We start from the raw sequence: 13,121 nt of genomic DNA, 5'->3' as shown, positions 1-13,121 counted from the left end.
GCCGGGTGGCCGCGCTCCCCGTTTCGTCGGCGGCGACCACAACATCATACGCTTTGAGCGCGCGCCGGGCGGCGGCGGCCAGCCCATCCGCGCCGGGCCGGATGACTTCGAGGCCGCCGAGGCGGGCCAGCCCGTGGAGGGCATCGCTCTCGGCGATGAGGGCGGCCCTGCGCCCGCCGAGCCGGCCTGCGAGCGCGGGAAAGCTTCGGGGCAGCCTTCCCCCCTCCCAGAGCCAGAGGCTGTTGGCGGCGAACATGCTGCGCTTCGCCTTCTCCATCAGAAGAGGATGGGTGCTCAAAATCATCTGCGAGTCATTCACCATGTGAACGAACCGCCGCGCCTCGGGGGCCACCGGCAGATGATCGCCCACCGACATCCCCACGATGTCGAAGGGTGAGGAAAATCCCTGGGCCGATGAAGCCGGCATCTTCTCCCCCGCCCGCCGGTAGGTGAGCACCGCGCAGGGCCCCTCCAGCGGCGTCAGCCGCAACTCCTCCTCCGGACCCGGCGCCATGTTTTCATTCAAATGATCGACCAGCGGCGCGACCTCCTCCCCGGTCAGTCCCGCGCCCGAGGGATCGAACATGAGCACGCTCGTCGGCCCCGGCTTGAGGCAAACGAAATTCGCCCGGAAGGCAAACTCATCCTCGCGCAACTCCAGCCCCCGGCCCAGGGCATCAAGCACCCCGCCCGGCACCGTCTCCCGGCACCCGATGAGGGCCTGAAGTGCCGCACAAGAGCCGAGAAGTCTTCCCCGCAAAGCGGTCCGCCAGCAGCCGGCGCGGCCCTTGCGCGCCAAATCATCGAGAGCGGTGGTGGGGGCGGTCTCCAGGGGGGTTCTCCCCTGGAGTTCGGGGCGGGAGCGGCCGGACAGCCCGCCCGCCAGAATCAGTAACGTCTTCAAAGCCAGTCCTCCGTCTGCCCCATGTTCCGCCTAGGCGAATGCCATGCCATTCGCCTCGACCCGAATGAGGCCATACTCGGGACCGACTACATCGAGTTTGAGAATCTCCAAGAGCGCATTGCGCATACTTTCCTCGCTCGCTTCGTGCGTCATCATCACCAGCGGGACGTGGCCTTCCTCTCCCGCGCGGCCCTTCTGGATGATGGATTCCAGGCTGATCTCGTGCCTCCCGAACACGCCGGAGATCCGGCTCAGGACGCCGGGCCGATCGAGCGCCGCGAAGCGGATGTAGTAGCAGGTGCACACCTGGCTGGGCGGCAATGGCGCGAGGCGCTTTCGGCTGTCGGGAAGAAAAGAGGCCGCCGGAAGGCGCGCGCGCGCGCCGCTTCGAAGCCACCTCGCCATCTCGATCAGATCGCCTACGACGGCGCTCGCCGTGGCGGCCGGGCCCGCACCCTGGCCGATGAACACCTGCGGCCCCGCGTTAGCGCCCGTTACCCCTACCGCGTTGAACACCCCGCCCACGTGCGAGAGCGGATGGTGCTCGGGCAGCATGGCCGGATGCACACGGATGTCCAGCGCCCCGTTCGTCTCACGGGCGATGGCCAGCAGGCGAATGCGGTAGCCCAGCTCCCGCGCGAAGGCGATGTCGATTGCCTTGATGTTGCGAATCCCCTCGGTGGCGATCTCCTCCACTTTCACGGGCGTTCCGTAGGCGAGGTTCGCGAGGATCGCAATCTTGTGGGAGGCGTCCACACCGTCTACGTCGAAGGCCGGGTCCGCCTCGGCGTAGCCCAGCTCCTGCGCTTTTTTGAGCGTCTCCTCATAGCCGGCGCCCTTCTCCGTCATCTCCGAAAGGATGTAGTTGCAAGTGCCGTTCAGGATGCCGACCAGCCCTTCGATGCGGTCGGCCGCAAAACCTTCGCGCAGGTTTCGTACGATGGGGATGCCGCCCGCGACCGAGGCTTCGAAACAAAGGGGGCAACCCGCCTTCTCGGCGGCGGCGAATATCTCCTCTCCGTGAACGGCGAGGACGGCCTTGTTCGCCGTCACGACGGGTTTTTTCCTTTCGATGGCGCGGAGAATGTGCTTGCGGGCGTCGTCCACCCCTCCGATCAGCTCGGTGACGATATCCACATTGGGGTCGTCGATCAGGCCCTCGGCGTCGGTGTCGAGCTTCTCCGGCGGCAGCCCCGGCACGCTCTTGCGGTGGGCGCTCCGGTCGGCGACGCGCACGACGCAAATCTCCACTCCGAGCCGTCTTTTGATCAGCTCGCGCTGCTCCCTCAGAAGGTTGACGACTCCTTTGCCCACCGTCCCGAGGCCCAGAATCCCGACACGAATTTCACGCATTGGCTACCCACAAAACAAAATAGAGAAGTGTTATCCCGTCATTCGTTTTTCCGACTTGGCCGGAAAAATCTCGCGCAGGCTTCGAACCGCCTGCCGGGTGCGATGTTCGTTTTCCACCAGCGCAAAGCGGACGTGCCCATCGCCCAGCTCGCCGAAACCCACGCCGGGGGACACGGCCACCTGGGTTTTCATCAACAGATGTTTTGCGAACTCGAGCGATCCCATTTCCCGGAAAGCGGGCGGAATCCCCGCCCAGACGAACATGGTGCCCTTGGGCTTTTCAACGGACCATCCGATGCGATGCAGCCCCTCGCACAGCACATCCCGCCGGATCTGGTAGATGTTCCGTATCTCCTCGACGCACTCCTGCGGGCCGTCCAGGGCGATGATCGAGGCGATCTGGATCGGCTGGAAGGCGCCGTAGTCGAGATAGCTTTTGATCCGGCGCAGCGCACCGACCAGGCGGCGGTTGCCCACGCAAAACCCGATGCGCCAGCCGGGCATTGAGTAGCTCTTCGAGAGCGAGAAAAACTCCACCCCTACATCCTTCGCCCCCGGAACCTGGAGCATGCTCGGCGGCTGGTAGCCGTCGAATCCCAGATCGGCGTATGCGAAATCGTGCAGGACGAGCAGGTTGTACTCCTTCGCGAAGGCCACCACTTTCTCGAAAAATGACAGATCCACGCAGACCGTCGTCGGATTATGGGGGAAGCTGAGCATCAGTATCTTCGGCCGCGGCCAGATCGGTTCGATCACCTTCTTGAGATTCTCGAAAAAATCGTCCCCCTGCGAGAGCGGGACATGCACCACGTTTCCGTTCGCCAGGATCATCCCGTAGGTGTGAATCGGATACGTCGGGCTCGGCACCATGACCAGATCGCCGGGGTTGGTGATGGCCAGCGAAAGATGGGCGATGCCCTCCTTCACCCCGATGGTGACGATGGCTTCCTCTTCCGGATCGATCTCCACGTTGAAGCGCCTGCCGTACCAGTTCGCGATCGAATGGCGCAGCTTGCGGATTCCGCGCGAGGCGCTGTAGCGGTGATTCCGCGGATTGGCGGAGGACTCCACCAGCTTCTCGACGATATGGGGCGGGGTCGGGAGATCCGGATTCCCCATCCCGAAGTCGATGATGTCCTCCCCCTTCCGGCGCGCGGCGAGCTTCAACTCGTCCACGACGGCGAAAACGTAGGGCGGCAGCCGGTTGATTCGCTGAAAATCATCCATTGGCACCGGCCCGCCCGCTGGCTTGGAGTTGAATGAGGCCGCCCGCCGGGATCGGAATATTCTTTCCCGAACCGTCCCCGGTCATGAACGCACGCGCCTCGGGATCGCCCGAGGGGACGACGCCCTCCCGGCCCCGGGCGGCGTGAAGCGCCTCCTCGGCGTTGTAGGAGCTGCGCACAAAGGGCCCGGCGAAGACATGCCGAAGGCCTCGCGCCCGTCCCGCCGCGCGGTAGCGCGCATAGACATCCGGGTGGATGTACTCCTTGAGTGGAATGGACTTTCGCTTCGGCGGAAGGTACTGGCCGATTGTCATGATCTGGCAGTCCACCTCGGGGCGGCGCAGATCGTCCATGAGCGAGAGAACGTCTTCTTCCCGCTCTCCCATCCCGACCATGAGGCCGCTCTTGGTGACCATCGCGGGGTCAATTTCGCGGGCCATGCCCAGGATGCGGAGCGAGCGCGCATAATCCCCGTTCGGCCGCGTCTGCTTGAAGAGCCGCTGCACCGTCTCGATGTTGTGATTGAACACATCGGGCTTCGCGCGCACAACCTTTTCCACCGCCTCGAAGTTTCCCATGAAGTCCGAGACCAGCACCTCGATCGTCGTTCCCGGAAGCCGATCGCGGATCGCCTCGATGGTTTCGACCACATGGCCCGCCGCGCCGTCATCGAGATCGTCTCGATTCACCATGGTGACGACGATGTGACGCAGGCCCAGCTGGGCGGCGGTTTCGGCCACATGCACCGGCTCCTGCCGATCAAGAGGGCCGGGAGCGCCCTTCGTCACCGCGCAATAGCCGCAGGTCCGGGTGCAGATGTCCCCCCCGATCATGAAGGTGGCCGTCTTGCGGGAGAAACATTCGAAGATATTCGGGCATCGGGCCTCTTCACACACGGTGTAAAGGCTCCGCTGCCGCATCAGCGCCTTCACATCGTGCGCCAGGCTCGGATTCGGCAGGCGCTTCACCAGCCACGGCGGAAATCGTCTTGAAGCCATTGAAAAATCTCCACTCCCGCGATTCGAAAGGGCCGCATCTTGGAACCCCCCGCTCCAGGTGTCAAGAAGCGGCCATTCTTGTTTTTATCGGATTATCGTTCATTTTCCTAGAGCCGGATCGGCCATCACAGAGGGACCACCTGCCCTCCCCGCAGAGCGGTGCGCTCGCGGATGGATTCGAGAGCCTGGAGCGCCGCGCTTCGGCTGGGGAAAGGCCCCACCCGAACCCGGTGCCACACTCCCTTTTCCTTCAGGTCGGCGCGCTGGATGGTCGCGGGAAACCCCTTGCGGCGCAGCGATTCGGCCACGCGCTCGGCCTCGGCCTGGTTGTGCGAGGAAAACAGCTGGATCGCAAAGGGTTGTCGCGGGACACCCGGTTCCGCGCCGGATGCGGCGGGCCGGGGAAGCACCGGCTTCTCCTCAGGCCCGGGAAGCGGAAGAGGCTTGAGGACCGGCTCTTTGCGGCCACCTTTCTTCAAAAGGCCTTTGTAGAAGTCCGCCTCAGCGGGAGGGGACGCCTTTGAGGAACTCTGACCCCCATCGAGGCGGACAGTGGTGCGGGGCGCATCGCGGAGCTGGCGCGCGAAAGTATCCTCCTGGCGCGAGGCCAGGACATAGCCGAGTGAGAAAAAGATGGTGAGCAGCGCCCCGGCACCGACGATCAGCAGGGCCAGCTGCATCTTCGTGAAAGCGACCTGGTAGACGCGCCCCCCGGAACCGGGGTGGGCTTTCGGCCCTGAAGGCATGGTATCGGCTGTCCAAGGGCGGAAGAGAGCCTACATCTTTTCGGGTGCTGCGACCCCCAGCAGGGCCAGCCCGCAGGCCAGGACGCTCTGGACGCACCGCGCGAGGCAAAGTCGGGCGCGGGTGACAGTCGGATCGTCTGTCAGCACACGGTGGCGATTATAGTAGGCGTGGAACTGCTTGGCGAGTGCCATGAGGGCAAAGGTCAGCCGGTGGGGTTCGCGGCGCTCGGCCGCCATCCGGATCACCTCGGGCCATTCCAGAATCGCCTTGGCCAGCTGATGCTCCTCGGGAAGCTTGAGCCCACCGGAGGGAACCGCGTCCATCCCCTCAAGGGAGACGCCCTGTTCCGCCGCCTGGCGGAAGAGGCTGCAGGTCCGCGCATGGCCGTACTGCACGTAGTACACCGGGTTTTCGCTCGACTGCTCCTTCGCCAGATCGAGGTCGAACTCGAGCGTCGTGTCCACGCTCCGCATCAGAAAGAAAAACCGCGCCGCATCCACCCCCACCTCGTCCACCACGGTGGAGAGTTCCTCGAACTGGCCCGAGCGCGTGCTCATCTGCACAGGATTTCCGCCCCGCCGAAGGCTGACGAACTGGACGAAGAGCACCTCGAGGCGCTTCGGATCAAACCCCATCATCTCCACCGCGGCACGCACCCGGGGCAGATAGCCGTGATGGTCCGCCCCCCAGATGTTGATGCACCTCGAATAGCCCCGCTCGAACTTCTCCAGATGGTAGGCGATGTCGGAGGCCAGATAGGTCGGGCGGCCATCCTCGCGGACGACGACACGATTTTTTTCATCACCGTATTCTTTTGATTTCAACCATTTAGCACCACTTTCCTCATATATTTTCGAGGCTGCCTCAAGGCGGGCGATCGCCTTTTCGACCCGGCCATCTGCAAAGAGGGAATTCTCGCTGAACCATCGGTCAAAGCGGACCCGGAAGCCGTCGAGGCTCCTGCGGATATCCTCGAGGATGATGCGCGCCGTCTCCCGGACCGAGGCGGACATCTCGGCCGCGGGGGTACCGGCGGCGGCCCTTATCGCTTCGATATAGGCGGGCGATTTTGCAATCTCGCGAATGTACTCGCCCTGGTAGCCCTCCTCGGGAAATTTCACCTTCTCGCCCCTGGATTCGAGATAGCGGCAGTAGGCGGACTTGCCGAGCATCTCCATCTGATTGCCCGCATCGTTGATGTAGTACTCGCAGTCCACATCGAATCCGGTGAAGCGGAGGATCCGCGCAAGGACATCGCCCACGGCGGCGCCCCGCCCGTGCCCGATGTGAAGCGGACCGGTCGGGTTGGCGCTCACATACTCGAGGAGGATCTTCTCCCCGCCGCCCATATCGCTCCTTCCGAAACCCTTCGGATCGCGGAGCACACCGCCGAGCCGGTCCGTCAGATATTCCGTTTTCAGGTAGAAATTCAAAAAGCCGGGCTTGGCCACCTGCACATCGGCAAGCATCTCCTCCGCCGGCGGAAGGTGGGCCCTCAGCACATCGGCAATGGCAAGGGGGGCCTTGCGCTCGGGCTTGGCGAGGAGGAGCGGCAGGTTGCATGAATAATCCCCGAAATCCTCCCGCGGTGGATTTTCGAGGATGATCGGGGGGATTTCCTCGGCCGTGAGAGCACCGCCCGCCCTCGCGGAGGCGACAGCCTTCTCGATCATTTTCTGGAGAACTTCGCGGACCACAAAAACCTCACGCGGCAGAGGGCCGAAAACCCCGGCCCGGGAATGATTACCTACCCCGGCGCCCCGGTTGCGTCAATCCCCGCTTCCCGGTGCGTCCCGCCCGGGAAAAGACAGCGAGGGATGTCCCGAATGGAAGGCGAGGAAGCGCCTTCCGGCCCGGATGACTTCATCCTGGAGGGAGGGAAGAATGCGAATTGCCGCCAGCTTCTCCTCCGGCTGGGCGAGCGCCGCCCCAATCGTGGCAATCGCCCCGGGCCGGAGCCGCATCCCCTGCTCCACTTGACGGGGGCAATCTCGGCACCGGAGCTCGCCCGCGGCGATGTCGAGCACCGCCGCCTCCGCCCCCGCCTTCTTCCGGCAATCATCGCAGTAGCCCAGCCGGGGGGAGAGCCCCACCCGCGCGAGCAGCATGATGAAAAAAACCCCCTCGATGCTGGCCAGGTTCTTACCGTCCGCCTCGATGGCGCGGAGCGCCGCCAAAAGCAGCCGGAAATGGGCCGCTTCTCCCTCGTGTATCCCGAAGAGCCGGTCCATCGTCTGGAGCAGGCGGTAGCCCAGGGCCATGGCCTCGGGCTCCTTCCAGAGGCGGCGGAAGAGCGCCCGGCTCTCGCACTTGCGCAGCGTCCCGAGCTCCGCCCCCTCCCTGGAGCTCCATTCGGCCTCCACATGGGTCAGGGGCTCGAGTGTCGGGCCGAGACGGCTCTTCGGGGCCCGCGCCCCCTTGGCCACCACGCGGACCTTTCCCGCCTCCAGGGTGAAGAGAGTGACGATGAGGCTCGTGTTCGAATAGGGGGTGGCCCCGAATACGAGCGCCTCGCTGGCAAAAATGGCCATTTTTTCCCCTTCTCCGGCGCGGCGGGCGCCGCTCGATTTTCCCTACGTTTTAAGGAATAATGCCCGAAATTGATATCCGTACACTTGACGAATCACAATGGATATGAAATAGCTTCATTCCCCTCGATTTTCAGGGGATAACGGCTCAACGAAGGAGGTGTTACCGCTACATGCCAGGGATCAAGGTCCACGAAGGGGAATCCATCGATCGGGCGCTGAAAGCGTTCAAGAAACAATGCGAGAAGTCCGGCGTACTCACTGAAATCCGCAAGCGCGAGTATTACGAAAAGCCGAGCGTCAAGCGCAAGAAAAAGATGCTGGCCGCCCGGAAGAAGCGCATCCGCGCCCAGGTCCGCTAGCCGGACGCCCTCACCGGCCCCCACCGCTAGTCCGGCCCGTAGCCGAGTTCCTTGAGCGCAGCATCGAGCTGCCGCCAGTTCGGCTTGATTCGCACCTGAAGCCCCAGAAACATCTGTCCGCCCAGCCGCGCCTCGATTTCCGCCCGCGCGGCCTGCCCCAGCGCCTTGATGCGCTCGCCCCTCTTCCCCACCAAGATGCCGCGCTGGCTCTTTCGCTCCACGAAGATGACCGCCTCGGCGCGGAGGAAACCTGTCTCCTCGTCCCGCTCCATCTCCTGAACGCGCACCGCCACGGCGTAGGGCACCTCCTCGTGCACCTGCCGGTAGACCTGTTCGCGGACGAACTCCTCGATGAGCCGCTGCTCGGAGATATCGCTCAGCGTCCCCGGCGGAAAATAACGCGGTCCCTCCGGCAGGTGTTTCCTCACCGTTTCCAGCAGCCGATCGACATTCGTCCCCTTGAGCGCGGAGATGGGGACATACTCCTCGAACTTTCCTCCCCTGGAGAAACGCTCGATCATCGGCAAAAGATTTTCCTGCTTCATGGCGTCGATCTTGTTGATCAGAAGGAAGTGCGGCGCGCCCGACTGATCGAGGAGCGTGAGCGCCTGAAGATCGGCATCCTCCTCGCGCCCGTCCGTCATGAAGAGCACCAGGTCGGCCCCCACGCAGGCCGCCTTTATCTCCTCCAGCAGAAAGCGGCCCAGTTTCGAGGTCGGCCGCTCAATCCCCGGGGTGTCGAAGAAAACGATCTGCGCGGCCTCCGTGGTGTGAACGCCCAGAAGGCGCCGCCGGGTCGTGCCGGGCTTGCGGGTGACGATGGCGATCTTCTCGCCCAGGATGCGGTTGAGGAGTGTGGACTTGCCGATGTTCGGGCGGCCGATGATGGAGACGAACCCCGAGCGGTGTCCCTCGGGGACGGCCCCCGGCTCCTCAGCGCGCCCGAGAATTTCGGCGAGATCGAGTTCCCGGCCGCTCTCGGCGGACAGGGGGGGATGCTTCGGCGCTCGCTCTGGCTTTCTTTTTTTTCCGCTCAAGGGAAATCGCTCACCGGGGAACGGAGCCGCCCAGCCCCAGTTCCCGAAGTTGGGCGCGGTCAACCGTAGAGGGCGCCCCGGTCATCAGGCAGACCGCTTTCTGCGTCTTGGGAAATGCAATGACATCCCGGATAGAGGGGGCGCCCGTGAGGATCATCATGATGCGGTCGAGGCCGAAGGCGATGCCCCCGTGCGGCGGGGTGCCGTACTCGAGCGCCTCCATGAAGAAGCCGAAGCGGCGCCGTGCCTCCTCCTCATTCAAGCCGAGGGCCCGGAACATCTTCTGCTGCACCTCGCGCTGGTGAATCCGCTGGCTCCCGCCGCCGATCTCCGCGCCGTTGAGCACCAGATCGTAGGCGAGGGAGCGTATCGCAGCAGGCTCGGTGTCGAACAAGGGGATATCCTCGGCGAGGGGCGCCGTGAAGGGATGATGAAGCGCGAAGTGGCGCTTCTCCTCCTCGTCCCACTCCAGGAGGGGGAAATCCACGACCCAGACGAATCGGAAGGGATCGCCGGATTTTTCCGGCAGTCCCAGTGCATCGCCGATCTCGCGGCGAAGCTGGCCGAGCACCGACGCGCTCACCTTGGGGGCATCGGCCACCATCATCAGCAGATCGCCCGGCCGCGCGCCCGCGCGCTTTGCGATCTCCTCCAGCTGGCCCTCGAGGAAGAATTTCGCGATGTTCGACTCGAAACCACCCTCAGTGCACTTCACCCAGGCGAGGCCGCCCGCGCCGAGTTCCTGTGCGCGCGCGATGATGTCGTCAATCTCTTTCCGGGAGGCAGAGGCCATTCCCGGCGCCGCCATCGCACGGGCGGCGCCGCCCTTTTCAATCGCGCCCTTGAACACCCGGAACTCGCTCGCGGCCGCTACATCAGTGATCGTCGCCAGCTTCATCCCGAAGCGCAGATCGGGACGGTCGCTGCCGTATTGTTTGATGGCCTCCGGATAGGTCATTTTCTCGAAGGGTGGCGCGAGATCGACATCGAGCGCCTCCTTCCAGATCGAAACCATCAGCCCTTCCATGAGCGTGAAGAACGAATCGCGGTTCATGAAGGAGCACTCAATGTCGATCTGGGTGAACTCGGGCTGCCGGTCGGCCCGCAGGTCTTCGTCGCGGAAGCACCGGACGATCTGAAAGTAGCGATCGAAGCCCGAGACCATCAGGATCTGCTTGAACATCTGGGGGCTCTGCGGAAGGGCGAAGAAGCTGCCCTGCTGCACGCGGCTCGGCACCAAGGTAATCGCGGGCGCCCTCGGGGGTGCTCTTCGTCAGGACGGGGGTTTCGATCTCGACGAATTTCTCGCCCGAAAGATAGTTCCGCACCGTCTGGCTGACCCGGTGGCGGAGAAAAAAGTTCTGCTGGAGAGGAGCGCGCCGAAGGTCGAGGTAGCGGTACTGCAGGCGGAGCGCCTCGCTCGCATCAGAATTCTCTTCGATCTGGAAGGGCGGGGTTTTCGCCTCGCTGAGCACCTCGAGCGCGGTGATGCGGACCTCGATCTTCCCCGTCTCCAGGTTCGGGTTGGCCATCCCCTCGGGCCGGAGGATCACCTTCCCCCGGATGGCCAGCACCCATTCCGAGCGGACCTGCCCGGCGAGCTGGTGGGCCGCCTCGCTGTAGGAGGGATCGGCCACCACCTGGGTGATGCCGTAGCGATCGCGCAAGTCGATGAAAATGAGCCCGCCGTGATCCCGGCGTGTCTGGGCCCAGCCCATCAGCACCACCTCGCGGTCCACGTCCCCGGCCCGGAGATCGCCGCAAGAGTGGGTGCGTCCGGCGGCGAGAAGCGCGCTCAAATTTTCTCCTCCCGAACGGGTATTGCGTGAAAAAGCGGAGCAGAACGGGCCGCCGGACCGAAAGCCCAAGCACCGGCGAGCGCGAGCCTACCACGGCCCCCACGGGCCCTCAAGCATTTCCCGCGGAAATCACTCACCGGCCATCTTCGGTGGCATAATGCCGCCAGCAACACTCCGGTGACGGCAAGGAACCTTTCTCATGAAGGCATGGGCCAGAGAACCTCTGTTCATCTTCACGGCCGGGTACACGGGCGGCCTTCTGGTGGCGGGCCTTCTCTTTGAATCGCCCGCCGCTCTTCCGCTGCTGGCCGCGGCGCTTGTCTTGGGACTCGCGGCCATCCTCCACAGGGCATGGCGCCCGATCGGCTTCCGGGGGGCCGCGCTTCTGGCGGCCGGCCTGCTGGCGGCAGCGGCTGTGCCCGAACTGTACCGCGCCGCCGTTCCCTCACACCATCTTCTCGCGCGCATCCCCTTTCCGCGCGTCAACCTGATCGGCCGCCTGAGTGCTCCGGTTGAGACGCGGGAGGGGATTCCCTACAAGCGCGCACGGATGGACATCGCGGCAGAACGGCTCTTCGTCCGGGGGGTCGAAGTCCCCGTCAAGGGAACGGTGCGCCTGACGCTCGCGGGAGTTCCCCGTCAGCGCTTCCACCCGGGCGATCGCATCCTCGTCCGCCGCGCGCGCCTCCAGGCGCCCGTGCGCGACAAAAACCCCGGCGGGTTCGACTACCGGGAATTCCTCAGGCTCCGCGGCGTTCACGCCACCGGCTACATCTCTCCCGACGCGCTGGAGCTGCTGGAGCGGCCCGCGGGCTTTTCCTGGCGCCGAGCCCTGTTCCGGGTCCGCGACCGGATGCGGGATTTTTTGCGGAACACCCTTCCGGCCCCCGCGGCACGCCTTATGGAGGCCATGGCCCTCGGCACGCGCGAGCAGATTCCGCCCGATCTCCGGGAGTCCTTCCAGCGGGCGGGCGCCATGCACCTGCTGGCCATCAGCGGTCTGCACGTGGGATTCATTTCGGCGTTTTTCTTCTTTTTCCTCCACGCCATCTTCAGAAGGCTCCCCCCCGGCCTCTTCCCCACCCATCCGGCGGTCATCACCCCCACAAAGGCAGCCGCCATCTGCACCATCCCGGTCGTTGTCCTCTTCGCCCTCATGACGGGCGCCCGGGTCTCCACCATCCGGGCCGCCATCATGGTCGTGGCCTACCTGTGCGGGCGGATCATGGAACGGCCGAGCGGGCCGATTCATACCCTCACCCTGGCGGCCCTCATCCTTCTCCTCGCGGAGCCCGGATCTCTCTGGGACGCCGGTTTTCAACTCTCCTTTCTCGCGGTCGGCGCGATCCTGTTGGTGGCGCCCCGGCTGCCGGCCCCGCCGCCCGAGAGCCGCATCTGGCAGGCGGCCTGGTGGCGAATCCGATTTCTCCAACTCGTCATCCTCCAGGTCGTGATCCTGCTCGCGCTTCTTCCGCTGACGATCTGGCACTTCCATGAGATTCACCCGGCCGGACTTTTCTCGAATCTTCTGCTGATCCCCATCGCTTCCATCGCCGTTCCCTGGACGTTCGTCGCCTCGGGCATCGCGGCGGCGCTCTCGGCCTTCACAGAATCCGCAAACCAGGTGCTCGCCGTCTTCGCCTTTCCGCTCCGCCTGATGGCCGAAGGGATGCTCCGCGTGGCCGAGGGGGCGGGCGCGATTCCCGGCGGCGTCATCACGGTCCCGCCCGCTCACCCCACCCTGTCCGCGGGCTATCTTCTCCTCCTCGCCGCGGCGCTGGGAGCGAGGGGCAAGCGGCTGCGCCGCCTCGGATGGTTGGGGGCCGCGGTGTTTGTGCTCCCGATCCTCTGGGCGGCCTATCCCCCCGCCATCGCCCCGGCGCACCGGCTCTCGCTCTCGCTGCCCGCCGCCGGGCGGGTGGACGCGTTCTTCCTTCGCCTTCCCGACGGCCGGGGCTTCGCCTTCGAGGGAAGCCACACGCGCGGCCGCTTCGATCCCTGGAAAAGAGTGCTGGCCCCCGCCCTGCTCCGGGAGGGGGAGCGGAACTGGGATACCCTCGTGACGCTGGTGCCGGCCGGGAAAAAATCGCGCGCGGCAGAATCCCTCGCCGCCGGCTTCCGTCTCCGCACAGTGCACGGCGTCTCCCCAAGCCAGCGGAAGGAGGCG

At 64.8% G+C, this 13,121-nt stretch carries 9 protein-coding genes and 2 pseudogenes; 2 read left to right on the top strand and 9 right to left on the bottom strand.

Going from position 1 to position 13,121, the window contains the following annotated elements:
* From O2807_04400 to recO, 7 genes and pseudogenes are all read right to left on the bottom strand, one after another.
* The coding region (locus O2807_04400; GenBank protein MDA0999745.1) for a hypothetical protein at positions 1-904 on the bottom strand (904 nt) is incomplete at its 3' end.
* Between the two features lie 30 nt (positions 905-934).
* The gene (locus O2807_04395) at positions 935-2,257 is read right to left on the bottom strand and encodes a homoserine dehydrogenase (protein MDA0999744.1); all 1,323 of its coding nucleotides are present in this window, start codon (positions 2,255-2,257) and stop codon (positions 935-937) included.
* Between the two features lie 30 nt (positions 2,258-2,287).
* Positions 2,288-3,484 carry an alanine transaminase gene (alaC, locus tag O2807_04390; protein MDA0999743.1) on the bottom strand — a complete coding sequence of 399 codons (1,197 nt, stop codon included), beginning with the start codon at positions 3,482-3,484 and terminating at the stop codon, positions 2,288-2,290.
* Between the two features lie 145 nt (positions 3,485-3,629).
* Positions 3,630-4,481, bottom strand: a pseudogene (gene lipA / locus O2807_04385) (lipoyl synthase).
* A 125-nt stretch (positions 4,482-4,606) separates the two neighbouring features.
* Complete coding sequence (locus O2807_04380) at positions 4,607-5,227, bottom strand: SPOR domain-containing protein (GenBank protein MDA0999742.1); 621 nt, start codon at positions 5,225-5,227, stop codon at positions 4,607-4,609.
* A gap of 30 nt (positions 5,228-5,257) precedes the next feature.
* Positions 5,258-6,925: an arginine--tRNA ligase gene (gene argS, locus O2807_04375; protein MDA0999741.1), complete on the bottom strand. Its 1,668-nt coding sequence runs from the start codon at positions 6,923-6,925 to the stop codon at positions 5,258-5,260.
* A 72-nt stretch (positions 6,926-6,997) separates the two neighbouring features.
* Complete coding sequence (gene recO / locus O2807_04370; GenBank protein MDA0999740.1) at positions 6,998-7,759, bottom strand: DNA repair protein RecO; 762 nt, start codon at positions 7,757-7,759, stop codon at positions 6,998-7,000.
* A 170-nt stretch (positions 7,760-7,929) separates the two neighbouring features.
* On the opposite strand from recO, the gene rpsU reads away from it, so the two are divergent.
* Positions 7,930-8,118, top strand: a complete 189-nt coding sequence (gene rpsU, locus O2807_04365; GenBank protein ID MDA0999739.1) for a 30S ribosomal protein S21 — start codon at positions 7,930-7,932, stop codon at positions 8,116-8,118.
* Between the two features lie 26 nt (positions 8,119-8,144).
* Here rpsU and era read toward each other — a convergent pair whose 3' ends face one another.
* On the bottom strand, positions 8,145-9,155 hold the full coding sequence (era, locus tag O2807_04360) for a GTPase Era (protein MDA0999738.1): 1,011 nt from the start codon (positions 9,153-9,155) through the stop codon (positions 8,145-8,147).
* A 10-nt stretch (positions 9,156-9,165) separates the two neighbouring features.
* Positions 9,166-10,954 (bottom strand): annotated as a pseudogene (aspS, locus tag O2807_04355) (aspartate--tRNA ligase).
* A gap of 199 nt (positions 10,955-11,153) precedes the next feature.
* On the opposite strand from aspS, the gene O2807_04350 reads away from it, so the two are divergent.
* On the top strand, positions 11,154-13,121 hold a 1,968-nt coding region (locus tag O2807_04350), incomplete at its 3' end, for a ComEC/Rec2 family competence protein (protein MDA0999737.1).

The organism is bacterium, assembly GCA_027622355.1.
Classification (GTDB): Bacteria; UBA8248; UBA8248; order UBA8248; family UBA8248; genus JAQBZT01.
The sequence above is the reverse complement of the archived record's forward strand: the minus strand, read 5'-3'. Positions and strand labels throughout refer to the sequence as shown.

Bases quoted from the DNA above. Each gene is read 5' to 3' on its own strand.
- rpsU (MDA0999739.1), top strand. From the start codon at position 7,930: ATGCCAGGGATCAAGGTCCACGAAGGGGAATCCATCGATCGGGCGCTG.
- O2807_04395 (MDA0999744.1), bottom strand. From the start codon at position 2,257: ATGCGTGAAATTCGTGTCGGGATTCTGGGCCTCGGGACGGTGGGCAAA.
- recO (MDA0999740.1), bottom strand. From the start codon at position 7,759: ATGGCCATTTTTGCCAGCGAGGCGCTCGTATTCGGGGCCACCCCCTAT.
- alaC (MDA0999743.1), bottom strand. From the start codon at position 3,484: ATGGATGATTTTCAGCGAATCAACCGGCTGCCGCCCTACGTTTTCGCC.
- O2807_04380 (MDA0999742.1), bottom strand. From the start codon at position 5,227: ATGCCTTCAGGGCCGAAAGCCCACCCCGGTTCCGGGGGGCGCGTCTAC.